The sequence below is a fragment of the Micromonospora sp. NPDC002411 genome, assembly GCF_053592955.1.
In genome coordinates this window covers 1-24,389 of sequence record NZ_JBSFBM010000061.1, presented here as the reverse complement: position 1 = coordinate 24,389, position 24,389 = coordinate 1, and the positions used below count along the sequence as shown (strand labels likewise).

The 24,389-nt window shown below is 71.3% G+C and carries 26 protein-coding genes and 1 pseudogene; 16 read left to right on the top strand and 11 right to left on the bottom strand.

From position 1 onward, the window contains the following. Nucleotides 1-284 precede the first annotated feature (284 nt). The 3 genes from ACWCO3_RS10540 to ACWCO3_RS10530 all read left to right on the top strand — a co-directional run bounded on the left by ACWCO3_RS10540 (nucleotide 285) and on the right by ACWCO3_RS10530 (nucleotide 1,914). The gene (locus ACWCO3_RS10540; RefSeq protein ID WP_145778650.1) at nucleotides 285-1,097 is read left to right on the top strand and encodes a helix-turn-helix domain-containing protein; all 813 of its coding nucleotides are present in this window, start codon (nucleotides 285-287) and stop codon (nucleotides 1,095-1,097) included. After that, nucleotides 1,088-1,270: a DUF397 domain-containing protein gene (locus ACWCO3_RS10535; protein ID WP_145778651.1), complete on the top strand. Its 183-nt coding sequence runs from the start codon at nucleotides 1,088-1,090 to the stop codon at nucleotides 1,268-1,270. Before ACWCO3_RS10540 ends, ACWCO3_RS10535 begins: the two co-directional genes overlap by 10 nt. A 68-nt stretch (nucleotides 1,271-1,338) precedes the next feature. After that, the gene (locus tag ACWCO3_RS10530; RefSeq protein ID WP_244311536.1) at nucleotides 1,339-1,914 is read left to right on the top strand and encodes a GNAT family N-acetyltransferase; all 576 of its coding nucleotides are present in this window, start codon (nucleotides 1,339-1,341) and stop codon (nucleotides 1,912-1,914) included. Here ACWCO3_RS10530 and ACWCO3_RS10525 read toward each other — a convergent pair. Further along, a complete protein-coding gene (locus tag ACWCO3_RS10525) occupies nucleotides 1,881-2,426 on the bottom strand; it encodes a CGNR zinc finger domain-containing protein (RefSeq protein ID WP_450009540.1) in 546 nt (181 codons plus the stop codon). The two genes, ACWCO3_RS10530 and ACWCO3_RS10525, sit on opposite strands and share 34 nt — an antisense overlap. An 86-nt stretch (nucleotides 2,427-2,512) precedes the next feature. On the opposite strand from ACWCO3_RS10525, the gene ACWCO3_RS10520 reads away from it, so the two are divergent. From ACWCO3_RS10520 to ACWCO3_RS10500, 5 genes and pseudogenes are all read left to right on the top strand, one after another. Beyond that, a complete protein-coding gene (locus ACWCO3_RS10520) occupies nucleotides 2,513-3,478 on the top strand; it encodes an EamA family transporter (protein ID WP_145778653.1) in 966 nt (321 codons plus the stop codon). 93 nt (nucleotides 3,479-3,571) lie between these two features. After that, on the top strand, nucleotides 3,572-4,309 hold the full coding sequence (locus ACWCO3_RS10515; protein ID WP_145785425.1) for an HAD family hydrolase: 738 nt from the start codon (nucleotides 3,572-3,574) through the stop codon (nucleotides 4,307-4,309). A gap of 36 nt (nucleotides 4,310-4,345) precedes the next feature. Then, nucleotides 4,346-5,950, top strand: a pseudogene (locus ACWCO3_RS10510) (S8 family serine peptidase); the annotation flags it as partial. A gap of 204 nt (nucleotides 5,951-6,154) precedes the next feature. Further along, the gene (locus tag ACWCO3_RS10505) at nucleotides 6,155-6,844 is read left to right on the top strand and encodes a TetR/AcrR family transcriptional regulator (protein ID WP_450009538.1); all 690 of its coding nucleotides are present in this window, start codon (nucleotides 6,155-6,157) and stop codon (nucleotides 6,842-6,844) included. Between the two features lie 116 nt (nucleotides 6,845-6,960). Further along, nucleotides 6,961-7,320 carry a hypothetical protein gene (locus ACWCO3_RS10500; protein ID WP_358167415.1) on the top strand — a complete coding sequence of 120 codons (360 nt, stop codon included), beginning with the start codon at nucleotides 6,961-6,963 and terminating at the stop codon, nucleotides 7,318-7,320. A gap of 64 nt (nucleotides 7,321-7,384) precedes the next feature. Here ACWCO3_RS10500 and ACWCO3_RS10495 read toward each other — a convergent pair whose 3' ends face one another. Further along, nucleotides 7,385-8,242, bottom strand: a complete 858-nt coding sequence (locus ACWCO3_RS10495) for an SDR family oxidoreductase (protein ID WP_450009536.1) — start codon at nucleotides 8,240-8,242, stop codon at nucleotides 7,385-7,387. Nucleotides 8,243-8,338: 96 nt separating this feature from the next. Here ACWCO3_RS10495 and ACWCO3_RS10490 point away from each other — a divergent pair, with 96 nt between their 5' ends. Continuing rightward, on the top strand, nucleotides 8,339-8,734 hold the full coding sequence (locus tag ACWCO3_RS10490) for a winged helix-turn-helix transcriptional regulator (protein ID WP_278142267.1): 396 nt from the start codon (nucleotides 8,339-8,341) through the stop codon (nucleotides 8,732-8,734). On the opposite strand, the gene ACWCO3_RS10485 is transcribed toward ACWCO3_RS10490, so the two are convergent. Further along, on the bottom strand, nucleotides 8,731-9,384 hold the full coding sequence (locus ACWCO3_RS10485; protein ID WP_450009534.1) for a DUF6624 domain-containing protein: 654 nt from the start codon (nucleotides 9,382-9,384) through the stop codon (nucleotides 8,731-8,733). The genes ACWCO3_RS10490 and ACWCO3_RS10485 overlap by 4 nt on opposite strands. Before the next feature lie 46 nt (nucleotides 9,385-9,430). Next, nucleotides 9,431-10,393 carry a helix-turn-helix transcriptional regulator gene (locus ACWCO3_RS10480; protein ID WP_450009532.1) on the bottom strand — a complete coding sequence of 321 codons (963 nt, stop codon included), beginning with the start codon at nucleotides 10,391-10,393 and terminating at the stop codon, nucleotides 9,431-9,433. Between the two features lie 430 nt (nucleotides 10,394-10,823). Between ACWCO3_RS10480 and ACWCO3_RS10475 the strand changes: the two genes are divergently transcribed. Both ACWCO3_RS10475 and ACWCO3_RS10470 read left to right on the top strand, forming a co-directional pair. Further along, entirely contained in the window at nucleotides 10,824-11,483 is a 660-nt protein-coding gene (locus ACWCO3_RS10475; RefSeq protein ID WP_357932975.1) for a hypothetical protein, read from the top strand. A gap of 125 nt (nucleotides 11,484-11,608) precedes the next feature. After that, nucleotides 11,609-13,120 carry a CehA/McbA family metallohydrolase domain-containing protein gene (locus tag ACWCO3_RS10470; RefSeq protein ID WP_145782806.1) on the top strand — a complete coding sequence of 504 codons (1,512 nt, stop codon included), beginning with the start codon at nucleotides 11,609-11,611 and terminating at the stop codon, nucleotides 13,118-13,120. A gap of 83 nt (nucleotides 13,121-13,203) precedes the next feature. Here the strand turns inward: ACWCO3_RS10470 and ACWCO3_RS10465 are convergent, their stop codons facing one another. After that, nucleotides 13,204-13,758 carry a MarR family winged helix-turn-helix transcriptional regulator gene (locus tag ACWCO3_RS10465; protein WP_145782805.1) on the bottom strand — a complete coding sequence of 185 codons (555 nt, stop codon included), beginning with the start codon at nucleotides 13,756-13,758 and terminating at the stop codon, nucleotides 13,204-13,206. Nucleotides 13,759-13,872: 114 nt separating this feature from the next. On the opposite strand from ACWCO3_RS10465, the gene ACWCO3_RS10460 reads away from it, so the two are divergent. The 3 genes from ACWCO3_RS10460 (at nucleotide 13,873) to ACWCO3_RS10450 (ending at nucleotide 17,447) form a co-directional block, all read left to right on the top strand. Further along, nucleotides 13,873-15,528: an LLM class flavin-dependent oxidoreductase gene (locus ACWCO3_RS10460; protein WP_358075910.1), complete on the top strand. Its 1,656-nt coding sequence runs from the start codon at nucleotides 13,873-13,875 to the stop codon at nucleotides 15,526-15,528. Between the two features lie 63 nt (nucleotides 15,529-15,591). Then, nucleotides 15,592-16,185, top strand: coding sequence for an ArsR/SmtB family transcription factor (locus ACWCO3_RS10455; protein WP_145782800.1), 594 nt, complete (start codon nucleotides 15,592-15,594; stop codon nucleotides 16,183-16,185). Beyond that, on the top strand, nucleotides 16,182-17,447 hold the full coding sequence (locus ACWCO3_RS10450; protein ID WP_145782797.1) for an MFS transporter: 1,266 nt from the start codon (nucleotides 16,182-16,184) through the stop codon (nucleotides 17,445-17,447). Before ACWCO3_RS10455 ends, ACWCO3_RS10450 begins: the two co-directional genes overlap by 4 nt. Before the next feature lie 115 nt (nucleotides 17,448-17,562). Here ACWCO3_RS10450 and ACWCO3_RS10445 read toward each other — a convergent pair whose 3' ends face one another. The 4 genes from ACWCO3_RS10445 to ACWCO3_RS10430 form a co-directional block, all read right to left on the bottom strand. Then, nucleotides 17,563-18,258 carry an alpha/beta fold hydrolase gene (locus ACWCO3_RS10445; RefSeq protein WP_358167421.1) on the bottom strand — a complete coding sequence of 232 codons (696 nt, stop codon included), beginning with the start codon at nucleotides 18,256-18,258 and terminating at the stop codon, nucleotides 17,563-17,565. Between the two features lie 40 nt (nucleotides 18,259-18,298). Continuing rightward, complete coding sequence (locus ACWCO3_RS10440) at nucleotides 18,299-18,679, bottom strand: VOC family protein (protein ID WP_145782788.1); 381 nt, start codon at nucleotides 18,677-18,679, stop codon at nucleotides 18,299-18,301. Nucleotides 18,680-18,702: 23 nt separating this feature from the next. Next, nucleotides 18,703-19,743, bottom strand: coding sequence for an L-dopachrome tautomerase-related protein (locus ACWCO3_RS10435; protein ID WP_450009527.1), 1,041 nt, complete (start codon nucleotides 19,741-19,743; stop codon nucleotides 18,703-18,705). A 129-nt stretch (nucleotides 19,744-19,872) separates the two neighbouring features. Continuing rightward, nucleotides 19,873-20,292 (bottom strand): MmcQ/YjbR family DNA-binding protein, encoded by a 420-nt coding sequence (locus tag ACWCO3_RS10430; protein ID WP_358053802.1) that lies wholly within the window; start codon nucleotides 20,290-20,292, stop codon nucleotides 19,873-19,875. Between the two features lie 152 nt (nucleotides 20,293-20,444). On the opposite strand from ACWCO3_RS10430, the gene ACWCO3_RS10425 reads away from it, so the two are divergent. Further along, nucleotides 20,445-22,247, top strand: a complete 1,803-nt coding sequence (locus tag ACWCO3_RS10425) for an acyl-CoA dehydrogenase (RefSeq protein ID WP_357932960.1) — start codon at nucleotides 20,445-20,447, stop codon at nucleotides 22,245-22,247. A 4-nt stretch (nucleotides 22,248-22,251) separates the two neighbouring features. Here the strand turns inward: ACWCO3_RS10425 and ACWCO3_RS10420 are convergent, their stop codons facing one another. Both ACWCO3_RS10420 and ACWCO3_RS10415 read right to left on the bottom strand, forming a co-directional pair. Beyond that, a complete protein-coding gene (locus tag ACWCO3_RS10420) occupies nucleotides 22,252-22,428 on the bottom strand; it encodes a hypothetical protein (protein ID WP_167524848.1) in 177 nt (58 codons plus the stop codon). 116 nt (nucleotides 22,429-22,544) lie between these two features. Then, the gene (locus ACWCO3_RS10415) at nucleotides 22,545-23,264 is read right to left on the bottom strand and encodes a polyamine aminopropyltransferase (RefSeq protein WP_145782775.1); all 720 of its coding nucleotides are present in this window, start codon (nucleotides 23,262-23,264) and stop codon (nucleotides 22,545-22,547) included. A gap of 130 nt (nucleotides 23,265-23,394) precedes the next feature. Between ACWCO3_RS10415 and eccB the strand changes: the two genes are divergently transcribed. Then, a partial coding sequence (gene eccB, locus ACWCO3_RS10410) for a type VII secretion protein EccB (RefSeq protein ID WP_450009523.1) occupies nucleotides 23,395-24,389 on the top strand: 995 nt, incomplete at its 3' end.

The window sequence follows — 24,389 nt, the reverse complement described above, 5'->3', positions numbered from 1 at the left end:
GAGATCTTGGACAGTTTCCGTCAGCAGTTGACGGAAACTGTCCAAGATCTCGAAGAAGGCCGCGTGGTCGGTGGGGTGGGACCGCCCGGCACGGGGGAGCGGGCGGTCCCGTGCGATGCCGCTGGACCCGGGGGACGGGGAGCGGCGTCGCGCTTCACAGTCTGGTGATCGGGCGACTACGTTCGGAAGGGTTTGGTCGCGTCGTCACAGCCGCCTTGTGTTCGGTGGTGACACCGTTGGCGACCGGCTGGAATCGATCGTCGGCGGGGTGGAGGGCGGCTGGCATGGCCGATGGGCAGATGACGGCGGCGGCGTTCCTGGTCGCGGAGCTGCGCCGGGCTCGGGTCCGGCAGGGCTGGAGTCAGGACGAGTTGGCGAAGGCGGTCAACTACTCGGCGTCGATGGTCAGCGCCGTCGAGTTGGGTCAGCAGCCGCCCACCGCGAAGTACCTGGAACTTGTCGACCGGGCCCTGGACACCGGCGGCCTCTTCGGCCGCATGTCCACTGAACTGGTGAGCTTGGACAAGGCCCAGGTCTGGCTGCGCGGCTGGCGAGCGATCCTCGCGGAGGCGCGTGCGCTGCGCTGGTTCGATCCGCTGCACGTGCCTGGGCTGCTGCAAACCGAGGGCTATGCCCGCGCTGTCTTCGAGTCGGACCGGCTGCTCGATGCCGACGAGGTGGAGCGTCGGCTGACCGACCGGATGGACAGCCAGCGGGTTCTCTACGGTGACCGACCGCCGCACCTGGTCGCGGTGATGGACGAGTCGGTGCTGAGACGCCGCGTCGGCGGTCGGAAGGTGATGTGCGAGCAGGCCGTGCACCTGGCGCGCCTGGCGACCGAGCATCCACGAGTTCAGCTGCACGTCGTGCCGCGCTCTGCCGAGGAGTACCCGGGCCTGAACGGACCGTTCATCCTCGCCACGGTGGCCGATCACAGTGATCTCGCCTACCTCGGTGGCCAGATCGGCGGCCAAGAGCTGGATCAGCCCGCGGATCTGCTGCGCCTACAGTGGACATGGGAAGCGACTCTCGGACAGGCGTTGCCTCCGCAGGAGTCGATCGAGTTGCTGAGGGAGGTGGCGGAGACGTGGAGTTGACCGAAGTCCGGTGGCGCAAGAGCAGCCGGAGTGGTTCCAACGACCAGTGTGTCGAGGTGGCTACGGACCTTGGGGGCGTGGTCGGGGTGCGAGACAGCAAGGACCCGGACGGGCCCGTGCTCGTTGTCGACGCGTACTCCTGGCGGCTCTTCGTGGTCGCGCCCCCGCGCTGACGCGACTGCCTGGCGCGCGGCGGATAAACGGCTCGACGGTGGGGTTGGCGCGGCGGGATGATCCGGTCGTGGATGGCGGTGACCTGGTGGTTCCAGCGGAGACCGAGCGGCTGCGGTTCCGGCGGCTGACCATGGACGACGTGGACGCGTTGGTCGAGTTGGACAGCGACCCCGAGGTGATGCGGTTCCTCAGCGGTGGGGTGCCCACGTCGCTGGCGACGGTCCGGGACGAGCAGTTGCCGAGGTTGTTGGCCCAGTACGGGCGGCATCCCGGGTTGGGTCGCTGGGCGGCGCACGATCGGGAGTCGGGCGAATTCCTGGGTTGGTTCGCGCTCGACCCGTCGGCGGACGGCAGCGAGGCCGAGTTGGGCTACCGGCTGCGCCGCTCGGCGTGGGGGCGAGGGCTGGCCACCGAGGGGTCGCGGGCGCTGGTCCGGTACGCCTTCGACACCGTCGGGGTGCGTCGGGTCTGGGCCGAGACGATGACGGTCAACGAGCGCTCCCGGCGGGTGATGGCGAAGGCGGGGCTGCACTACGTGCGCACCTTCCACCTTCAGTGGGACGAGCCGATCCTGGGCACCGAGCACGGCGAGGTGGAGTACGAGGTGGTTCAGGAGCGGCCGGCGGCTCGGCGCGCACGGTAGGCGGTCACGGCGGCGCGGTTGCCGCAGCCGGCCTCGCAGAACCGCCGCGACCGGTTGCGGGACAGGTCGACGACGACGTTGTCGCAGTCCGGGTACTCGCAGATGCGCAGCCGGCTCAGCTCGCGGGCACGGACCAGGTCGGCCATGGCCATCGCCGCCTCCACCGCGATCCGGGTGGCCAGGGGCGCGTCGCGGGGAACGGCGTGCAGGTGGTACGGCTCGTCGTCGTGCTCGATGAGCTGGGGCAACGCCTTGTGTTCCAGCAGCAGGCCGTTGACCAGCGCGACGATCTCGGGCGGCTCGGCGTGCCAGATGCGGCGCAGTTGAGGTCGCAGGTCCTTCACGGCGCGCAACTCGGAGTCGGTGTGCTCGTGCCGGCCGCTGTAGGAGTGGCGGACGAAGAACGCGTCGAGCGCGGCGACGTCGGGCAACAGCTCACCGTCCCGACCCGCGGTGTTGACCAGCGCGGCGGTGGCGATCAGCGAACATTCGGTGTCATGAGCAAATAGCATCTTGACTCCTGTCAGGGCGGACGCCTAGCGTCATCAGTACAAGGATAGTTTGCTCATGACACGGTGCCGTCCCCGAGGAGCGCGACATGCACTCACGACCTGCTGCTGGCGCCGCGTTGGCGCTGCTCTCCGCAGTCACCTTCGCCACCTCCGGCACCTTCGCGCGATCACTCATCGAGGCCGGCTGGTCGGCCGAGTCGGCGGTGATCGCCCGGGTCGGCGTGGCCGCCCTCGTGCTGGCGATCCCCGCCCTGTTGTCACTGCGGGGCAGGTGGTCCGTGCTGCGCGGCAACGCCACGGCGATCGGGATGTTCGGGCTCCTCGGGGTGGCCCTGGCCCAGGTCTGCTTCTTCAACGCCGTGCGCTACCTGCCCGTCGGTGTCGCGCTGCTGCTCGAATACCTGGGCATCATCCTCGTCGTGGGCTGGATGTGGCTGCGACACGGGCAGCGACCCCGCCGGCTCACCGTGGCCGGATCGGTGGCCGCCCTGGTCGGGTTGGCGTTCGTCCTCGACCTCGCCGGCACCGCCGACTTCCACCCGGTGGGCGTGCTCTGGGGTCTGGGCGCGGCGTTCGGCCTGGCCGGCTACTTCGTGCTCGCCGGTCGGGTCGACCCCCGCCTACCCTCGGTCGCCATGGCCAGCGGCGGGATGGCAGTGGGCGCCGGCGTGCTGCTCCTCGTCGGGCTGACCGGTCTGCTGCCCCTGCACGCCACCTTCGGCGACGTCACCTTCGCCGGACAGACCACCAGTTGGATGCTGCCCATCGCCGGGCTGTCGCTGGTGGCCGCCGTCATCGCGTACCTGGCCGGGATCGCCGGCACCCGCATCCTCGGCCCCCGGCTGTCGTCATTCGTCGGGCTGACCGAGGTGCTGTTCGCGGTGCTGATCGCCTGGCTCTTCCTGAACGAGCTGCCCACCGGCTGGCAGCTCTTCGGCGGAGCGTTGATCGTCGCCGGCGTCGCGCTGGTACGCCTCGACGAGCTGCGTGGGTCGCCCTCGGAGCCCACGCCGGTCACGCCCGAGCCGGCGTTGGCGCTCGACGGCCGGTAGGCGTGCCGGCTCCCTGGCGGCCCGGTGTCCGGTGCCTGCCGTCCGACGCTGGTGCGCGTGCTGGCGCTCTCTGTCGGTGAGACAGTGGGCGTCGTGCTGACCACCGTGGTGTTCGACGCCGACGAAACCCTGCTCGATCTGCGGCCGGCGGTGACGGGCGGGTTGATCGCCGTCCTCGACGAGATGCGACGGCGCACCCCGGCGGCGGCCGAGGTGACGCTCGACGAGCTGGAGTCGGACTGGGGTGCGGTCTTCGGCGAGCTGGCGGCCGCCCCGGTCATGGAGATCCGACGCGCCGCCCTGGCCAGGTCGCTGGCCCGCGCCGAGCTGGGCGACCACCTGGACGAGTTCGCGGCCCTCTTCTTCGCCCGCCGGTTCGCCCTCACCCGACCGTTCCCCGACGTGCCGGCGGCGCTGGCCACGCTCCGCGAGAGCTACACGCTGGGTTTCGCCACCAACGGCAACAGTCGCGCCGAACGGTGCGGGCTCGTCGGCGAGTTCGCCTTCGAGGTGTACGCGCACGAGAACGGCCTGCCCAAGAAGCCCGCCCCGGAGTTCTACGCCGCGGTCGTCAGTGCGGCGGGGGTGCCGGCCGAGCAGATCGTGTACGTCGGTGACTCGTGGGAGCACGACGTGGTGGCACCCCGCCGCGCCGGCCTGCGCTCGGTGTGGTTGAACCGTGCCGGCCTGCCCCGCCCGCTCGGTCACACGCCCGATGCCGAGGTGTCCACCGTGGCGGACCTGTCGGCGGCGCTGGCGTTGTTTGCTGAAGCAGAGATTCGCCGCCATAACGGACGTTCAGGTGGCGTAAACCTGCTGGGTGCTGTGTGATGGCTGCCACGTCCCTCAACGAGAGGATCCGATGTGGTGAGCAAGCGCTTCACCGCCGGTGCTGTCGCGACCGCGGCAGTGTTGGCACTGACGGCTGCGGGGCTGGGCGTGCCGGCCAGCGCCGCGCCGAGCACCTCCCGCACCTTCACCGTCGTCGCCGAGGACGGTGTCGCCGCCGAGACGGCGGTAGCCGCGATCCGGGCGGCCGGCGGCACTGTGGTGTCCCGGTCCGACGAGGTCGGCATGTACCAGGTCACCAGCGACCGGGCCGACTTCGCGGCCAAGGCGACCGCCGCTCCGACGCTGATCGGCGCCGCCGAGCAGAAGGCCATCGGCCGCAAGCCCAAGCTGGACCGCGTCGAGCAGGAGCACCTGACCGCAGCCACCCGTGCTGCTGCCGCTGGTGCCGCCGCCCGGAAGGGCGCCAAGCTCGACCCGCTCGACGACAAGCTCTGGGGCCTGGCGATGCTCCAGGCCGACAAGGCCCGCAAGATCGAGCCGGGTGACCGTCGGGTGACCGTCGGCGTGCTCGACACCGGCGTCGACGCCAGCAACCCGGACATCGCGCCCAACTTCAACTGGGCGCTCTCGCGCAACTTCGCACCCGACCTGACCGATGTGGACGGCCCCTGCGAGGTGCCGAGCTGCCTCGACCCGGTGGGCACCGACGACGGTGGGCACGGAACCCACGTCGCCGGCACCATCGGTGCCGCCGCCAACGGCTTCGGCCTCTCCGGTGTCGCCCCCAACGTCTCGCTCGTCGAACTCAAGGGTGGCCAGGACTCCGGCTACTTCTTCCTCGAGCCGGTGGTCAACGCCCTCCTGCACGCCGGTCGGTCCGGCATCGACGTGGTCAACATGTCGTTCTACGTCGACCCGTGGCTCTACAACTGCACCGCCAACCCCGCCGACTCGCCCGAGGACCAGGCCGAACAGCGCGCCATCATCAAGGCGATGAAGCGGGCGTTGGTCTTCGCCCACAACAAGGGCGTCACCCTGGTCGGTGCGCTCGGCAACAACAACGAAGACCTGGGCGCGCCGCGCACCGACACCACGAGCCCGGACTACGGCGCCGACCCGTACCCGCGGCCGATCGACAACGAGAGCTGCTGGGACCTGCCCACCGAAGGCCCGCACGTGATCGGTGTGTCGTCGGTCGGCCCGTCCGGCAAGAAGTCGGACTTCTCCAACTACGGCACCGAGCAGATCTCGGTGGCAGCCCCGGGCGGTTGGTTCCGGGACGGCTTCGGCACCGACACGTTCCGTACCGACGCCAACATGATCCTGTCCACGTACCCGAAGCACGTGCTTCAGGAGGAGGGCTCGGTCGACGCCGACGGCAACATCGTCGCCGGTTTCGAGGAGTCGGTCTTCAAGCAGTGCAAGGCCAACGGTGAGTGCGGCTACTACACCTACCTGCAGGGCACCTCGATGGCGTCCCCGCACGCCGCCGGTGTCGCCGCGCTGATCGTCAGCCGGTACGGCAAGACGCAGGGCCGGTCTGGCTTCGGCATGTCGCCGGACCTGGTTGAGCAGCACCTTTACCGCACGGCCGCCGAGCACGCCTGCCCGGAGCCGCGGTGTAGGGCATCGGCCTCGGTGGCGCGTCGGCCCGCCCCCGCCGGTTGTAGAGGTGCACGGTGAACCGGTCGGCGAGCGCCCGGGCCAGCCGTCGGTAGACGTCGATGGTCGTGCCGCCGCCGTGCACCACGACGATCCCCGGCCCCACCCCCGTGGAGTGCAGCACGATCGTCGCGCCGTCCCGTGCCCTGACCTGCTCCATGGTCGCCCACCCTTCGACAGCGACAACAACTGCGAACGACGTTTGCAGTTTACAGTAGATCGGTGAGCGACGCACCCGCCAGTGCCGGCCCCGACCGGCCGCCGATCTGGAGCAGGCCCGAACGCGGCACCCGTGGCCCCACCCCGGCACACAGTCGGGACGCCATCGTCGTGGCCGCCATTGCCCTGGCCGACGCCGAAGGGCTGGCCGCGGTGTCGATGCGCGCTGTGGCGGGCGCGCTCGGCACGGGGGCTGGATCCCTCTACCGGTACCTGTCGTCCCGCGACGACCTGCTCGACCTGATGACCGACCGGGCGGTGGGGGAGTTGCGCCCGTACCCGCAGGCGGACGGCGGCTGGTTGGACACGATGGTGCTGCTGGGACGTCGACAGTTGGCGCTGTTCGGCGCCCACCCGTGGCTGCTCGACGTGATCCACCGGCCGTCCGGGGTCGGCCCGGAGAGCCTGGCCTGGTTCGACAACTGCATCCGGATCCTGGAGCCCGTACGCTGTCCCGCCGCGGCCAAGTTCGAGGCCATCGCGATGATGACCGGCGTGGTGAGCCTCTTCGCCCGTCGCGAGACCGCCGCCGGGGCGTTCAGCCTCTCCGGGGTCGATCTCACGGCGTACCCGCACCTGGTTGCGGCGTTCGGTCAGCCCTCCGGGCCGGCGCCCCGGGCCGACCTCGTCGAGCGGACCCTGCGTGGTCTGCTGACCGGTCTGCTGCTCCCCGGGTCGACCGAGGCGGGCTGACCTGATCGGCGTACCGGTGGTGTCAGTCGACCCACGGCGAGGACGGCTGGTCTAGGTTCGCGTTGGTGGTCGGGGCTGGTCGACGTGGTCCCGCGTCAGCTGCGGAGAGGTGCGGGATGTCCGATCCTGATCTGGTCGACCTGCGGGAACGTGCCGGCCACGGTGACCGGGACGCCGTGGACCAGCTCGTCGAGCTCGCCACCGAACGCGGTGACCTCGCCGAGCTGCGTCAGCTCGCCGAGAACGGCAACGCCGACGCGGCCGCTCAGCTGGTCGAACTCGCCACCGAACGCGGCGACACGGCCGAACTGCGGCGTCTCGCCGACCAGGGCGACCGGGATGCGGCCGACCAGCTCGTCGAGCTGGCGGCAGAGCGGGCGGACGTCGGCGAGCTGCGGCGTCTCGCCGACGGCGGGAATCGGGACGCGGCCGACGTGTTGGCCGAGCTCACCGAGGAGCAGGACGAGGGCGAGTAGGCCCGGGCGGGCGACCGGGCGTCTGCCCGTCACCCGCCCGGAATCAGCGTGGACGACGATCAGGTCAGGCCTGCGCGGCCCGGATGGCGTCACGCAGCGGGGTGCTCGGCCGCCCGATCAGCCGGCTGAGGTCGTCGCTGTCGGTCACCAGCTCGCCGATGGCGATCGAGTCGTCGAGTGCGGCGACGAATCCGGCCGTGCCCGCGTCGAGGCCGACGTTCTCCAGAGCCGAGGCCAGCTCGGCGGCGGACAGGTCCCGGTGGGCGACCGGGGTGCCGGTCACCTCCGTGACGGCCTCGGCGAGCTCGTCGAAGGTGAACGAGGTGCCGCCCAGCTCGTAGACGGCGTTGCCGGCCTCCTCGCGGGTCAGCGCGGCTACCGCGGCAGCCGCGTAGTCGGCCCGGGTCGCGGCAGAGATCTTGCTGCCGCCGGTGGCGCCGAGGATGGTTCCGGACCCCAGGTACTGCGGCAGCTGGTCGGTGTAGTTCTCGGTGTACCAGCCGTTCCGCAGAACGGTGTAGGTCAGGCCGGATGCGGCGAGGACCTCCTCGGTGGCCTTGTGCTCGAGGGCGAGGGGGTTTGTGGTGGTGTCCGCCTTCAGGATGCTGGTGTAGACCAGCCGTTCGACCCCGGCGAGCTTGGCGGCGTCGATGACCGCGGTGTGCTGCGGGACGCGCTGGCCGGGAGTGTCGCCGGAGATGAGCAGCAGACGGCGTACGCCGGCCACGGCACCGGGCAGGGTCGACGGGTCGTCGTAGTTCGCCTTGCGGATCTCGACCCCGCGCGCGGTCAGGTCGGCGGCCTTCTCCGGGCTGCGGACGACGGCGGCGATCTCGGCGGCCGGTACGCCGCTGTCGAGCAACTGCCCGATCACCAGGCGGCCCAGGCGGCCGGTGGCCCCGGTCACGGCGTAGGTGGGCATGGGAACCTCCGATGAGTGGTGTCAATTCTGCATGCACTTACGAATCTACGGCACTATCGCTGAGTAACCGTAAGGTAGGCTGGTGAGGTGAGCGACATGCCCGCCCAGGACCCGGCGGGGCCTACCCAGGAATTCGTCAGCGATGTCTTCGCCCGGGGGTGCACCTCCCGGGCGGCCTTCGAGGACGTGACCTCGAAGTGGGCCTCGCTGGCGCTGTTGGCGCTCGGCGAGGGTCGCTACCGGTTCAACGCCCTACGCCGCCGGATCGACGGGGTCAGCGAGCGGATGCTCTCCCAGACCCTGCAGACCCTCGAACGGGACGGAATGCTGACCCGCGAGGTGCTTACCGCGATCCCGCCCCGCGTCGAATACTCGCTGACGCCCCTCGGCGCTCGGGTCGCCGAACAGCTACGCGGCCTCGCCGACCTGCTGGAGGCCTCGGTGCCCGAGGTGCAGGCCGCCCGCGACACCCGCGAGCGCGACCGGAGCTAGGGCGTGCCCTGGTTGTCCTGCGCGCAGATCGTGGTCATCTCGGCCAGGTAGCTGGCCAGGGTGGGCAGACCCGCCTCGGCCCGACGCCGTTCGACACCCGGCTCGTCCGCGATCGGAGTCGTCGGTGAGGGGCCGTCCGGACCGCACTGGACCTGTGTGCCGTACACCTGGGGCTCGCCCTTGCCCACCGCGACCCGGTCCTCGAGATAGGCCAGGTTGCCCGGCGACGCCTGGCGGCTGGCGACCGCCGTGCGCAGCAGGCCCAGGGCCTCCTGTTGGAAGGCCGGGTCCAGGTCGGAGTGTTGGGCGATGGCCCACGCGGCGTTGGCGCCGTCCTCGCCGACCTGCGCGAAGGTCGGCCAGCCGTGGGTGCTGATGATGTCCTTCAACCGTGCGGTGCGGGCCTGGTCGGACTCGGTCTGTGGCGTGCCCCCGCGGTCGGCCTGGTCACGGTCCAGCATCGCGACCAACTCGTCGTGCAGCGCCTTGTCGAAGGCGGCGGGGGAGCGGACGGCCGCGGACGGGGCTGCGCCGGTAGGTGCCGTCGGCGCACCGGTCGGCGGGTCGACGGTCGGGTTCGACGAGGTGCCGCAGCCGGCGAGGGCCATCAGTGTCACCAGCGACACCGCGACCTGCGGGGGGACCCTCACATCGACGATTGTCGTCCGGCTCTGGTCGGCTCACAAGGTCCAGCCTTCAGGCGTGCAGCGTCTCGCGCGGCGGTACGCCGTAGCTCGCGTGGTAGCGGGCCGTGAACCTGCTGTGGCTGGCGAAGCCCCACCGACTGGCGATCGCCGAGACGGTCTCCTGGTGGGGATCGGCCCGCACCAGGTCGTGGTGCGCCCGGTCGAGGCGGATTCGCCGCAGGTACGCCGTCGGCGTGGTGCCGAGGTGGCGGCGGAAGGCGAGTTGCACCGCCCGCAGGGAGACCCGGGCCGCGGCGGCGATGTCGGCGGCGCTGATGTCCTGGTCGGCGTGCTCCTCCAGGAATGTGATGGCCCGCCGCAGCGTGGTGGTGCTGGCGTCGTGCCGGTCACCGATGGTCGGTTCGGTGAGGGCGGTGTTGGGGAAGACGGTGAGCGCCGCCGCGGCGAGCATGCGCGCGGCGTTGCCGATCACCAGTGGTTGCGCCCCGGCGGCCGGGCTGTTCAGCACCACGCCACTGACGAAGCTGGTGGTGTTGCGCCACTGGCGGGCCAGTGCCGCGCTGGCGGGGCCCAGGTCGGTGAATCGGATCGGACCGGGCCGCCGGGTCGGCGCGGTGGTGGCCACCTGCGCCAGGACAGACAGGTCCAGCACGCAGAGTTCCACCTCACCGGGATGCCACTGGACGCGGCACGGCTCCTCCGGCCTGGTGACGAGGAAGACGTCGCCAGGCCCGAAACGGTCGGCCGATCCGTGGCAGGCGCGATCGACGCGGGCGGTTCGGGTGCGGCCGACGACCAGACCGCGGAGGCTGCTGGCGTCGATGTCGAGATGCCCGTTCTGGCCGGTGGTCGCGATGGCGAACGGTCCGGCGTCGACGCGGTGATGACTGAGTTGGTATCCGTTCCTGCTCTGGACACGCAGTTTCGGGTCGTACGTCCTGGACAGGAACTGGTGGATGGCCACCGGGTCGTGGCTGTCGAACTGGTGTGTCTGCACTGGTGTTGACGTCATCCGCTGCTGCCTCCGTCCGGTGCGGGTGCCGCCGGTGGACGAAACGGTGCCGGCGGCGGGATCGGGACGTGCCGGGGTGTTCGGCGGTGACCCGGCACGTCATGGCCGGCGGTGCGGTGGATGAAACGTCGCGAGCGGGACGGCAGCGACCGGTCGTGGCGTCGGAAGTGGCCTGACCGTAGGGCGGCTTGGGGGCGCAATATCTGTCGATGGGAATATCACCATACGACAACGGCAGCTGCGCCGTCCCGCGAATCGTTGACGCGTGTCGGCAGGCCGACTTCGCTTTTTGACTAACGCCTGACGTCGTTCTACGCCTGCTGTCCTAGCCGCCCGTGCGGCCGACAACGAAATGTTATTCACGATCACCCCGGGCGGTCGCCTGACGAATGGGCCACCGCCCGTGGATCGGCCCACGGAGGGATGAGCGTTGGACAGTACTGACCCTGAACGCGTCGTTCGGTTGGCAGTGGCCGAAGCGCTGGCCCGGGTGGCCGACGAGGACAGCCTGGGACTGGGCGAGGGCGACGCGGTGCAGCGACTCGGCGGTGCTCTGCGCGAGGTGCTGCGCCGCGCGCTCGACGACCGGGTGCCCCTGACCACGCCGGACTTCGTCGACCTGTGCCGCGAACTGCGTCTCCACCGCGACGCCTTCGACCTGCTGGGGCACTATCTGATGACCGCGTTGCTGGCCCAGCACGTCGGGCCGGACGCGCTCATCCGCGTCGGAGTGCTCCTCGGCACCGTCGGGCGCTACCTTCCCGGTGCCCGCCCGACGCACCGCAACGCGGGCCCCGCGACGCGGCGACGCGACGTGCGTTCGGACAACAGCGTCGTCGGCCGGTACCGCCGGGTGAAACTGCCGGAGCACCTTCCCAGCCCGCCGAGCTGGACCTGCACCGGATGTGGTCGGGAGTGGCCCTGCGCCACGAAGCAGAGCCAGCTGCTCGCCGAGTTCGGTGGAGCTCGCGCCGCCCTCGCGGTCTACCTCGGCTCCTGCCTCGTCGCCGCAGCCCAGGACCTGCCCATGCTGCCCCTGCCCCGGGTGCGGCACCGGTTCCTGGGCTGGCTGCCCCGCGCCCGGATCTGACGGCTGGCACCCTGACTGGGCAGGGTGTTCATCGTGGACACGCATTCCGTACGGCGGGCGTTCACCGCGCTCTTCAAGGCTCCTTGATCGAAAGAGCAATCGCTTGATCGAGGAGAGGCTCTCACGTGAGAGACAAGCAAGCCGAAGAGACCGAGCAGGCGCAGTTGTCACGGCGCAAGCTGGTCAAGTACGCGGGCGTCGGGGCGACGCTGGCTGCGGCCAGCCCTCTGGTCGGTGCCAGCGCGGCGTGGGCCGACGAGGACCGCAGGCCGGGCGACGACGACAAGGACGACCGGGGCAACTCGAAGAACCGGGCGTGGCGGGCCGGCGATCACCACATCCACTCCGAGTACAGCGGCGAGTTCGACACCACGAAATCACCGATCGTCTTCCACAAGGGCGCGGACGCGGTCTACCCGATCGTCACCAACGCCATCATGGCGAAGAACTTCGGCCTGACCTGGGCGATGTGCACCGACCACGGTGGACCGACCCACTCGAAGGTGAACATCGAGCAGGCGTACCCGGACCTGCTGCGGTCGCGCAAGCTGGTCCCCGAGGTGCTCCAGTTCTGGGGGATGGAGTTCGACGCGCCGTCGCTGGACCACCACACGCTGATGATCCCGCGTCACGACGACGAGGCGAAGCAGCTCTTCGAGCTGGAGAGCCGGTTCGCCAAGTACGACGCGTTCCCCACCGACCCGGCCCGGGACACCGAGGCGAAGATGGTGGAGTTCCTCAAGGTGGCCCGGGGCATGCCGCACAAGCCACTGGTGATCGCCCACCACGCGTCCCGTTCGGCGCCCGGCCTCGGCGTCTACGGCCAGGACACCCCGCGCGAGTTCCGCAACGGCAACAACGCCGCGCCGGACGTCTACATCGGCTTCGAGGGCGCGCCCGGCCACCAGGCCGGCCCGCTCAACGGCGGCAAGCGCGGCGGGTACGGCAACCACCCGACCTACGGCGGCTTCGACCAGATGACCGCGCGGGTCGGCGGGCTGTGGGACTCGCTGCTCGGCGAGGGCCGGCGCTGGTGGATCACCGCGACGTCGGACTCGCACGTGCACTGGACCCGCGGTGGCTCCGACTTCTGGCCGGGCGAGTACAGCAAGACGTACGTGCACGCCCGTCAGGACTACGGCGACATCATGGACGGTCTGCGTAACGGCCGGATCTGGGTCACCACCGGTGACCTGATCCGCAGCCTCGACGTCACCGCCACGTCACAGGGCAAGACCGCCGAGGTGGGTCAGACCATCACGGTCAGCCGTCGGAGCCGTACCGACGTCGAGATCGAGATCACGTTCCGTCCGCTGGGCGGTGTGAACGCGAACGGGGACCGCCCCGAGGTCCGCCGGGTCGACCTGATCGTCGGCCAGATCACCGGCCCGAGCGCCAGCCTGGACGCCGACACCAACCCCACCACCACTGTGGCGGCCCGGTTCGGCCCGCGGGACTGGCGTCGGCACGGCGACAGCTACGTCATCCGACACACCCTGCGCAACGTCGAGGCCGACACCTACGCGCGGGTTCGCGGCACCAGCACGGACGAGGCCGAGCCGCTCGCCGACGGGCTGGAAAGCCCGTGGGACGACCTGTGGTTCTACTCGAACCCGGTGTTCGTGCACGTGCGCTGACCAGCGCGGTAGCGGTAACGCGGGTGCGGTCGGTGCCGCTCGACGGAGGACTGTCGAGCGGCGCCCACCCGCTGTGGCGGGAGTCAGCCGCGGCGGCGTGCTCGGGCGTCCGGCCGGTCCGTCGGCACGGCCGGGCCAGGATGCACCTGCGTCACCACCTCGCAGAGATCACGCAGCGGGTCCGCCGCCTGGGCCGAGCAGGCGACCCGTTGAAGCAGGGCCCGCAGCGTCGCCGCGTCGGCCGGCGTGAGCGCACCCAGCAGGTGCGACTCGACCTGCCGTAGCGCGGAGCGCCGCTTCTCCCAGGCCGCGCGGCCGGCGTCGGTGACGTCGATCAACCGGTTGCGTCGGTCTGCCGGGTCCGCCCGACGCGCGACGAACCCGGGCCGCTCCAGGTCGTCGATGAGGTACGTCAGGACGGTGCGGTCGAGGCCGAGTTCCTCGGCGATCGCCCCTTGGTTGCGGGCTGGCCCGTTGATCGCGGCGGTGAGCACCTGGTAGCCGCGTGGGCCGCCGGGGAAGTCGGTGAGCGCGTGGTCGGCTGCCCGGACGTAGCCACGGAAGACGATCCCGAGCATCCAGCCCAGGTCGTCGTCGAGAGGATCGGGCCGGTCCGGCCGGTGGGTGGCACCCGTCATGCCTCGACAGTAGCGCAGTGACGCAGACCTTGTTGGCAGAAGATGTTCTGACTGGCATAAGGTTTAGGTCGTGGCGCATCGTCCGACGCGTCCTGTGAATCGGGAGGCTCGCAGATGAGCGACTACGGCCATGACCTGGTCTTCGGATCCTTCGTCACCCCTGGCGCCGGCGATCCGGACCGCACGGTCGGCCTCGCCGTCCTGACCGAGCAGGTCGGTCTGGACCTCGTCACCTTCCAGGACCACCCGTACCAGCCGGCGTTCCTCGACACCTGGACGTTGCTCAGCTTCGTGGCGGCCCGCACCAACCGGGTGCACCTGGCGGCGAACGTGACGAACCTGCCGCTGCGCCCACCGGCGGTGCTCGCCCGCAGCGTGGCCAGCCTGGACCTGCTCAGCGACGGCCGGATCACCCTCGGCCTCGGCGCGGGAGCGTTCTGGGACGCCATCGAGGCGATGGGCGGCCGACGGCTGACCCCCGGCCAGGGCGTACGCGCACTGGAGGAAGCCATCGAGATCATCCGGCAGATGTGGGACACCGAGACCCGCGGTGGTGTTCGTGTCGACGGCGAGTTCTACCGGGTGGTGGGCGCCAAGCGCGGTCCGGCTCCGGCGCACCCGGTGCCGGTCTGGCTGGGCGCGTACAAGCCCCGGATGCTGCAGCTCACCGGACGACGGGCCGATGGTTGGTTGCCCACGCTGGGCTACCTCCAGCCGGGTGACCTCACCAAGGGCAACGCGATCATCGACGACGCCGCGCAGGAGGCCGGCCGGTCCCCCCGGGACGTGCGCCGGCTACTCAACGTCGCCGGCCAGTTCTCGGCCGTCGGTCGTGGCCCGTTGAACGGGCCCGCCGAGCAGTGGGTGCAGGAGTTGGCCGAGTTGGCCCTGGGTGAGGGCGTGAGCGCCTTCATCCTCGCCGGCGACGACCCCGACGACCTGCGCCGCTTCGCGGGTGAGGTCGCCCCCGCCGTCCGCGAGTTGGTCGCGGCCGAACGTGACCGTGGTGTGGCCGAGCGCCCCCAGGGCACGGCCGAACGCGACCCTGGCACGGCCGAACGCGCCCAGAGCACGGCGGAGGGCGACCGCGGCGCGGCGGCGGGCGGTCGGGGAGCGGCAGCGGAGCCGGTTGCGCCCGCGGTGCGGCCGAGCCGCGCGACAGTGACCGGCGGCGCGTTCGCCGTGGTGCCGACCCCCGACGATGGCGTACGGCGTAGCGACCAGCAGGTCTGGGACGAGTCGACCCGACCGACCGGGCCGGCGCCCGACCCGGATCGCACCTACACGCCGCAGGAGCAGGCCACCGGTGCGCATCTGGTGCAGATCCACGATGGGCTGCGTGCCGAGCTGGCCCAGATCCACGACCTGATCGAACAGGTCGCGGCCGGTGAGATCGATGCCGGCGCGGCACGGTCGCACATCAACACGATGACCATGCGGCAGAACCGGTGGACGCTCGGCGTCTACTGCGAGTCGTACTGCCGCATCGTCACCACCCACCACACGATCGAGGACCAGTCGTTCTTCCCTCGGCTGCGGGCGCGTGACCCGCGGCTCGGTCCGGTCGTGGACCGGCTGGAGCAGGAGCACCACGTCATCCACGACGTGTTGGAGGGTGTCGACCGGGCCCTGGTGGCGTACGTCGGGTCGCCGGACGGGCTCGCCGACCTGCGGGCGGCGGTGGACCTCCTGACCGACGCCCTGCTGTCGCACCTCAGCTACGAGGAGCGTGAGCTGGTCGAGCCGTTGGCCCGGCTGGGCGTCGCCTGATCGTCGTGGTCGGTCGCGCACGGAGGGGTTGCCGGGGTAAACCTGAGAGAGTACTTTCGAAACATGTCTCTCAAGAATCCGTACGGGGACTTCGAGATCAACGAGCCGCAGGCGCTGCGGGCGTTGGCCCACCCCGTCCGGCTGGCCATCCTCGAACACCTCCAGCGGGAGGGCCCGGCCACCGCGACCGGGCTCTCGCCGCACGTCGGCGCCACACCGTCGGTGGTCAGCTGGCACCTGCGGCACCTCGCGACGTTCGGCCTGGTCACCGACTGGGACGGTGCCGCCAGCAAGCGGGAACGCTGGTGGCAGGCGGCGGCCCGTGGTTTCCGCTTCGTCCTGCCCGACGACGCCGAGGGGCAGGCCGCCGGCCGGCAACTGCGCGGCGAGATGTTCGCCCGGCGGGCCGAGGTGCCCCAGCAGTGGCTGCTGAACGACGAACCCCGACTCGACGCCGAGTGGCGCGGGCTGGCCGGTGTCGCCGACACCCGATTCGTGGCCACCGCCGACGAGCTGCGGCAGTTGGAGGAGTCGATCGAGGAGCTGCTCGCTCCGTACGTGCGGCGCAAGGAGGAGTCGGCCCCGGACGGCGCGCGAATCGTCCGGATGCTGCGTTACCTCCTGCCCGAGTCCGGCGACGACCAGGCCGAGTCATGACCGCCACCACCGCCGCTGTCACCGACCCCTCGCCGCCTCTGCACCGCGACCGACGGTTCCGCACCTTCTGGGCCGGCGAGACGATCTCCCAGTTCGGCGATCGGGTCAGCGAACTGGCGCTGCCGCTGATCGCCGTCTCCCTGCTCACCGCGACGCCCGTGCAGGTCAGCGTCCTCACCGCGCTGATCTGGCTGCCCAACCTGCTGGGCCTGTTCCTCGGCGCCTGGGTGGACCAGCGCACCCACAAACGCCGGCTTCTGATCATCGCGGACCTGGTCCGCGCGGCGGTGCTGCTCAGCCTGCCGGTGGCGTACCTGTTCGACGCGATCACCCTTGCCCAGCTCTACCTGGTGGCACTGCTCACCGGCTTCGGCGCGGTGCTGTTCGCCATGGCGCGTCAGGCCTTCTTCGTCGCCCTGGTGCCCCGATCGGCGTACGTGGACGCGAACAGCAAGCTGAGCATGAGCCGATCGCTGTCCTTCATCGCTGGCCCTGCCGTCGGCGGTGGGCTGGTCCAGGCGCTCAGCGCGCCGGTCGCGATCCTCGTCGACGCGGTGTCGTTCCTCGGCTCGGCGTTGCTGCTGCGCCGCATCCCGGTGACGGAGTCGCCTCCGCCGCCGCGCCAAACGTCCACTCTCGGTCTGGTCCGCGAAGGGCTCGTGCTGGTGCTGCGGCACCCGGTGCTGCGGGCGGCCCTCGGCTGCACCAGTACCGTCAACTTCTTCACCTTCATCGCCACCGCGCTGCTGGTGCTCTACGCCAGCCGCGACCTCGACCTGTCGGCCGGCGCGATCGGCGTCGCCCTCGGGTTCGGCGCGCTCGGAGGCCTCGCCGGCGCGGGGCTCGCCCCACGGATCTCCCGCTCCATCGGGTTGGGGCGTACCGCCATGATCGGCGCGGTGCTCTTTCCCGCACCGCTGGCACTGACCGCACTGGTGACGGGCCCCACCTGGACGAAGGTGGCCATGCTGGCGGCCATCGAGCTGGTCTCCAGCATCGGTGTGATGCTGATGGACGTCAACCTGAACGCCCTGCTCACCGCCGTGACACCCGAGGAGGCGCTAGGACGCCGTGCCGGGGCGTACAGCGCCGTCAACTACGGCATCCGACCGATCGGCGCGTTGGTCGGTGGCGCGCTGGGCACCACCATCGGGCTGCGACCCACTTTGGCCATCGCCGGGCTGGGTGGCATGCTCGCCGTGCTCTGGCTGGTCGCGTCGCCGGTGCGCCACATCAGAACCCTGGACGACCAGACTGCTTGACCCGGCACACCCCGAGGGTGGGATACCTCGGAGCCAGCGGTATCCCACCCGTCAGACCGGCACCGCGCCGTCGGCGGCCTGGGTGCCCGCGCCGACGCTCACGCGCCCGGCGCAGTCAGTCGGCTTGCGCCGCCAGGATCCGGGCCAGCTCGGTGGGCTGCGAGAACATCGGCCAGTGGCCGGTGTCCATGGTGACCAGTCGCCAGTTGTCGCTGGCCAGCAGCGTGGCCACGGTGTCGTTGGGCTCAGGCCCGTCGAGCAGGCACTTGATGTACGTTGCCGGAAGCTCACCCAACGGGCGGGTCAGCACGGCCGGCTCGGTCAGCGTGGCCCCCGGGTGCGGCACGGAGCCCTCGATCAACCGGGCGACCTGCTCGTCGGCGAGCCCCTGACCGGCGAGGTCGGCCGCGCCGATCGGCGGCCAGTAACCCCCGTTCTCGGTGAGCTGCGCTTCGAACGCCTCCTGGCCCTGCCACCAACCGGACGCAAACGACCCGCCGTCGACCGGCACTTCCGCGTCGACGAAGACCACAGTGGTCAACCGGTCACCGATGCGCTGGGCGGCCTGACCCACCGGAATGCCGGAGTAGCTGTGCCCGACCAGCACCACGTCGCGCAGGTCGCGACGCTCGACCTCGTCGACGATGTCCTGCACGTGGGTCTGCTGCCCAGCGGGCATGCCCCGCTTGTCACCGAGACCGGAGAGGGTCAACGCGTGGGCGCCGTGGCCGGCCGCCCGGAGTGGCGCGACCACGTCGTCCCATGCCGAAGCCCCCAGCCACGCCCCCGCCACCAACACGAATTCAGCCATGGGCGGGACCCTAGCGGCACCCTCCGACAGCCCTGGCGTGTCAGGACCAGGTGCGGGCCTCGGCGGCGAAGAGCTCCGGCGGACTCTCCACCGGCAACACGCAGAGCAGGTGACCGCCGGGCGCCCGCAGGATCCGACACTCGAGCCACCGGGACACCTCGGTGGCACCCAGGCCGATCAACCGCGCGGTCTCGGCCGGCACGTCATCGGTCTCGATGTCGAGGTGGAAGCGGGGCTCGTCGTCGACTGCCTGGACCGCGGCGACCAGCCCCGGCAGCGCCTCGTGGAGGCCGACGAACTGCGGCTCCGCCGGATGGGTCCGGGTGCTGACGCCGAGCGCGGCGGACCAGAACTCCGCAGCCCGGGTGGCCTGCGCCGCGGGGGCGTCGATCAGCAGGGCGTAGACGCGACTTCGATGCATGCGAGGCAGCATATCGACGCCCGTCAGCTGGAGTGATCCAGAACGGGCGGCCTGGCCGCGACCGCCATCCGGTAGATGTGCACCGGGTAGTCAACCGCCGACCGCCCGCCGTTGAGCCCGGCGGTCAGGTGCAACTGGGCCGCCGGCATCCAGAGCCGGGCCTCGGCGTCGAGCCACATCGCGTCCACCCAGACCAGCCGGGGGTCGGCGACGAGGGTACGCACGCTGCCGTCCGGAGCGACGGTGAGGATGCGCCTGCGGTCCACGTCGCTGAGGTAGATGGTTCCGGTGTTGTCGATCGCCGTGCCGCCGGTGCTGGGAGTGTCGCACCACCGTTCGACCCGCCGGGCCACCTCGTCGGCCGACACCGTCGGGTCGTCCACCCAGCGGGTGCCGATCCGGGACATCCCACCGGAGGCCGGTTGGTAGTAGAGCCAGCGACCGTCGGGCGACACCTCAAGCTGGTCGACGTGCAGGCGCACCTCGGCGCCGTCCGGATCGCGCAGCACCCGCCCGTCGGCGACCACCGGACCGCCCACGGTGCTCGGGTGTCCGTCCAGTACGCGCCGAAGCCGACCCGATTCGAGGTCGAGCACGACAAGGCCGGGCATCCCCGCGTCGCTGAGGTACGCGATCGCCCCGTTGAAACGGACATCGTCGACGTAGCTGGTGGGGTGCAGCGCCTCGCCGAGGTGGTAGACGCGTTCCACCCGGTCGTCGTGCGGGTCGACCGCGATCAGCCGGGCACCTCCCGGCACCTGCTTCCCGCCGATCTGCGGCGTGCCCGAGTCGACGATCCACAGCCGACCGTCCGGGCCGCCACGCAACCCGTTGACGTGCACGAACGCGCCGTCCGGTGGCTGGTTCGTCCGGTTCCACGCGGCGTCCGGGTACGGGTTGCGGCGGCCGTCCGGGAGGGCCTCGACCACCTGGACGCCGGGCCCGTCCGCCGACGGGTAGCTCAGGAAGACCCGCCCACGCACTGACGTCACCCCCGTGCACACCCGGCCCTCGCTGAGGATCGGGGTCAGCCGGGGGTCCTCTCGGGTGGGCAGGGTGGACATCGACCCGCTCCTCACCCGCCCTGCGGCGTCGTCGGCACTCCGGCGGGGAGCCCGACTGACCTCGGCCACCCAGCGCGGTATCCCCGGAGCATGCCGGGCGAAACCGCCTGCTCGCCGGACGCCGTCCGCTCAGTGGTGCGGGGCCGGCGGGCCGACCAGGGCGGCGAGCCGTTTCGGGGCGAGCATGCAGTAGCTCTCGGAGAGCAACTCCGCGATCTCGACCCAGTCGGCGCCCCCGTCCAGGACCATGCCCATCACCGTCGGACTCCAGTCCGGCTTGTAGAAGGGGTGCCCGCCGCTCAGCAGCCCGGCGATCTCGTCGAGCGGTGAGCGGAAGGTCAGCAGGCAGGCGGGCCGGTCGAGCTCGGCGGCCCGCGCGTGCACCACCTGCCGGGCGGGATCGACGGTGAACACGTGGGCGACGGTGCGCTTGCGGATCCGCCAGCGGATGCCCACCCAGGCAGGCTCCTCGTACGTCTCCGGCAGGCCGAGACAGATCGGGCGCAGCCGGTCGAGGACCTCGGGCGGGACATCTCCGGGTTCGGTCACGGGCAGCGACCCTAGCCGCCCGGTGTGACAGATTCCGCTCGCCCGACGCCGCCCGCGCCGGTGGTGCCCGCTCCCACGATCCGTCAGGATGGGCCGGGGCGACAGTGGGCCGTCGTCCCGGCAGTCCCACCCCGTGCCCGCTGAGGAGTTCCGTGCCGTCCACCCTGCTCTCCCGCCGCGACCTCGACTTCCTGCTGCACGACTGGCTGCGGGTGTCACAGCTGGTCGAGCGTCCCCGCTACGCGGAGCACTCCCGGGAGACGTTCGACGACGCACTGGACCTTGCCGAACGGGTGGCCACCGAACAGTTCGCCCCGCACAACCGGGCCGCCGACCTCGCCGAGCCCACGTTCGACGGGCAGCGGGTGCGGCTGATCCCGCAGGTTCGCGCCGCGCTGGACAGTTTCGCCGAGACAGGCCTGCTCACCGCCGGGCTGGACTCCTCGGTCGGCGGCCTGCAACTGCCGCACGCGGTCGCGGCTGCCTGCTTCGCCTGGTTCCAGGCGGCCAACGTGGCCACCTCGGCGTACCCGTTCCTGACCCTGGGCAACGCCAACCTGCTGCTGGCGCACGGGAGCGCCGAGCAGGTGGACACCTACGTCCGGCCGATGCTGGACGGCCGGTTCTTCGGCACCATGTGCCTGTCCGAGCCGCACGCGGGCAGCTCGTTGGCCGACATCACCACCCGCGCCGAACCCCAGTCCGACGGGTCGTACCGGCTCTTCGGCACCAAGATGTGGATCTCCGGGGGTGACCACGAGCTGGCCGAGAACATCGTGCACCTGGTCCTGGCGCGGATCCCCGGCGCGCCGCCCGGGGTGAAGGGCATCTCGCTGTTCATCGTGCCCAAGGTGCTGGTCGGCGCGGACGGGTCGCTCGGGGAGCGCAACGACGTGGTGTTGGCCGGTCTCAACCACAAGATGGGTTTCCGGGGCACCACGAACACCCTGCTCAGCTTCGGCGACGGTGGGCACACCCCGGGCGGCCGGCCCGGCGCGGTCGGTCAGCTCGTCGGGGCGCCGCACCAGGGCCTGGCGCAGATGTTCCACATGATGAACGAGGCCCGGATCGGGGTCGGGGCGGGCGCCACCGCGCTCGGTTACACCGGCTATCTCAAGAGCCTGGCGTACGCCCGGGAGCGGCCGCAGGGCCGGCCGGTCGGCGCGAAGGACCCGGCCACGCCGCAGGTGCCGATCATCGACCACCCCGACGTACGCCGCATGCTGCTGGCACAGAAGAGCTACGTGGAGGGGGCGCTGGCACTGGTGCTGTACTGCGCGCGGCTGCTCGACGAGCAGAGGACCGCACCCGCCGAGGCGGACCGCGAGCGTGCCCACCTGCTGCTGGACGTGCTCACCCCGATCACCAAGAGCTGGCCGTCGCAATGGTGCCTGACCGCCAACGACCTGGCGATCCAGGTGCTCGGAGGCGCCGGCTACACCCGGGACCACGACGTGGAGCAGCACTACCGGGACAACCGGCTCAACCCGATCCACGAGGGCACGCACGGCATCCAGGCGCTGGATCTGCTGGGGCGCAAGATGACCATGCAGGGCGGCGCCGGTCTCACGCTGTTGACCACGACGATCGAGGACACCATCGAGCGCGCCCGCAAGGCCGGTGGCGAGGCGGCCGATCTGGCTGATCGGCTGGCCGAGACGGTGGACCGGGTCACCTCGGTCACCGCTCGGCTGTGGGCCGACGGTGACCCGGTGCTCGCGCTGGCCAACGCCAGCGCCTACCTGGAGGCCGTCGGGCACGTGGTGATCGCGTGGATGTGGCTGGAGCAGGTGCTGGCCCTGCCGCCGGAGGGCACCGGCGACGCGTTCCACGCCGGCAAGCGACAGGCCGCCCGCTACTTCTTCGCGGTCGAGCTGCCCCGTACCGGGCCGCAGTTCGACCTGCTGGACAGCCGGGACCGCACCACGCTGGACATGCGGCCCGACTGGTTCTGACCGGTCAGCGTCGTCGGCCCTGGTGCTGCACCGCCTGCCGCCCCTTCACGACGCCCCAGACGATCACGATCACCAGCGCGATCACACCGATGATGATCAGCCAGCGGACCGCCTCGAGGATCAACCCGAGCAGGATCAGCACACCGGCGACAACGCCGACGACCCAGAGCAGCGCACGCATCTCGACCTCCCGAAACCGGCCGCGCCTGGTGCGGCCGGCCCGCCCCAACGTTCCCCGTCTGGCCGACACCATGCCGATTGATCGACTCGGGTTCCGGCCCCGCCGTACTGAGGAGGTCAGGGGCCGGTACGCGCCACGTAGACGGTGTTGGCCGACTCCCCGCCGGTCAGCGGGTTGGCGAACGGCACGACGTGCGCCCGTACGCTCGCGAACACCTCGCTGAGCGCGTCGGTGAACTCGGCGTCCGGCGGGTCGTCCGACCAGAGCGCGAAGACCCCCTCCGGGCGCAGCAGTGCGGCCAGGCGGCGCAGGCCGGCCGGCGGGTAGAACGCGGCGTGGCTGGGGTGCAGGACGTTGCGCGGGGAGTGGTCGACGTCGAGCAGGACCGCGTCGAACCGCCGCCCGGGCACCTCGGTGTCGAAGCCGACGTCACCGGCGACCGCCGCGAAGAAGTCGGCCTGCACGAACCGGGTCCGCGGGTCCTCGGCGAGCCCCGCCGCGAACGGCAGCAGCCCTCGCCGGTGCCAGTCGATCACGTCCTCGATCGCCTCCACCACCAGCAGCGACCGCACCCGGGGGTCACCCAGCGCCGCGCAGGCGGTGTATCCCAGGCCGAGACCGCCGACCACCACGTCGACCGACTCACCGGCCACCTCGGCGAGACCCAACCGGGCCAGCTCGATCTCCGCGACGGGGAAGAGGCTGGACATCAGGTATTCGTCGTCGAGCTTGACCTCGTACACCTCGACCTGCAGTGCCGGGTCCCGGCGTCGGCGCAGGCTGATCGCGCCGATCGGGGTCTCCCGCCAGGCCAGCTCCTCGAAACGCGCGCCCACGGGTGCCCTCTCGCCGCCGGATTCGTCCACGGATGGTACCGGTTGCCCTGCGACGGGCGGCCACGCAGGGTCCGCAGGACATCGACGCAACGCATATCCTGTGCCCGGCCGATCCACCGGAAGGGACCTCATGCCGTCGCGGCAGGACCAGCTGCACTCCTACCAGTTCAGCGTCCAACGGGCGGTCGCCGCCCTGGTCATGCGGGAGACCGACCCCGCGCAGTCACCGTTTCGGCGGCTGGCCGGCGCCGGTCTGGCCAGCGTCCTGGTCGCGGCGATCCTGCTGGGCGGTTTCGCGCTCTACGGCCTGTTCGCCGGCGGCGGCAAGGGCTGGCGCGACCCGGGCGCGGTGATCGTGGAGAAGGAGTCCGGCGCCCGGTTCGTCTACCGCGAGCAGAAGCTGCACCCGGTGCTCAACTACGCCTCCGCGCTGCTCATCGTCGGCGCGGACCGGTCGAAGACCGTCCTCGTCTCCCGACGCACCATCGACGGCGTGCCGCGTGGTCTGCCGCTGGGCATCGCCGACGCACCCGACTCACTGCCCGCCCCCGGCCGGCTGGCCACCGCGGCGTGGACGGTCTGCTCGACCGTCCCGGCCGGCGAGGCGCCCCGCTCCGTGCTGCTGATCGGCACCGAGCCCGACGGCGGCCGACAGTTGGGGGACGAGGCACTGCTGCTGCGCCACCCCGACGGCGGTCTGCACCTGGTCTGGCACCAGCGGCGCTACCTGGTCCGCGATGCCAGCAGGGTCCTGGCGGCGCTCGCCACCACCCGGGCGCAGGCCGTGCCGGTGGCGCCCGCCCTGCTCAACTCGCTGCCGGCCGGCACCGACCTCGCCCCGCTCGACCTGCCGGACCTGGGCCGGCCCGCCACCCGGGTGCCGGGCACCGCCATCGGCACTGTCTACCTGGTGAGCAACTCCGGTGGCGGCCGGCAGTACGCGGTGGCCCTCGACGCCGGGCTGGCCGGCATCACCGAGTTGCAGGCCGGCTTGCTGCTGGCCCGTACCGGGCAGGGCGCGCCGGTGCCGCTGACCCTGGGCCAGTTCGCCGCGCTGCCGACGGTGCCCGACCTCGCGCCGACCGGCCAGGACGCCCCGCCGCCGACCCCGCCCCGGCTGGCGGC

Coding starts and splice junctions, on each gene's coding strand:
- ACWCO3_RS10540 (WP_145778650.1), top strand. CDS start 285: ATGGCCGATGGGCAGATGACGGCGGCGGCGTTCCTGGTCGCGGAGCTG.
- ACWCO3_RS10525 (WP_450009540.1), bottom strand. CDS start 2,426: ATGCTATTTGCTCATGACACCGAATGTTCGCTGATCGCCACCGCCGCG.
- ACWCO3_RS10520 (WP_145778653.1), top strand. CDS start 2,513: ATGCACTCACGACCTGCTGCTGGCGCCGCGTTGGCGCTGCTCTCCGCA.
- ACWCO3_RS10500 (WP_358167415.1), top strand. CDS start 6,961: ATGTCCGATCCTGATCTGGTCGACCTGCGGGAACGTGCCGGCCACGGT.
- ACWCO3_RS10495 (WP_450009536.1), bottom strand. CDS start 8,242: ATGCCCACCTACGCCGTGACCGGGGCCACCGGCCGCCTGGGCCGCCTG.
- ACWCO3_RS10490 (WP_278142267.1), top strand. CDS start 8,339: ATGCCCGCCCAGGACCCGGCGGGGCCTACCCAGGAATTCGTCAGCGAT.
- ACWCO3_RS10480 (WP_450009532.1), bottom strand. CDS start 10,393: ATGACGTCAACACCAGTGCAGACACACCAGTTCGACAGCCACGACCCG.
- ACWCO3_RS10465 (WP_145782805.1), bottom strand. CDS start 13,758: ATGACGGGTGCCACCCACCGGCCGGACCGGCCCGATCCTCTCGACGAC.
- ACWCO3_RS10460 (WP_358075910.1), top strand. CDS start 13,873: ATGAGCGACTACGGCCATGACCTGGTCTTCGGATCCTTCGTCACCCCT.
- ACWCO3_RS10455 (WP_145782800.1), top strand. CDS start 15,592: ATGTCTCTCAAGAATCCGTACGGGGACTTCGAGATCAACGAGCCGCAG.
- ACWCO3_RS10450 (WP_145782797.1), top strand. CDS start 16,182: ATGACCGCCACCACCGCCGCTGTCACCGACCCCTCGCCGCCTCTGCAC.
- ACWCO3_RS10445 (WP_358167421.1), bottom strand. CDS start 18,258: ATGGCTGAATTCGTGTTGGTGGCGGGGGCGTGGCTGGGGGCTTCGGCA.
- ACWCO3_RS10440 (WP_145782788.1), bottom strand. CDS start 18,679: ATGCATCGAAGTCGCGTCTACGCCCTGCTGATCGACGCCCCCGCGGCG.
- ACWCO3_RS10435 (WP_450009527.1), bottom strand. CDS start 19,743: ATGTCCACCCTGCCCACCCGAGAGGACCCCCGGCTGACCCCGATCCTC.
- ACWCO3_RS10420 (WP_167524848.1), bottom strand. CDS start 22,428: ATGCGTGCGCTGCTCTGGGTCGTCGGCGTTGTCGCCGGTGTGCTGATC.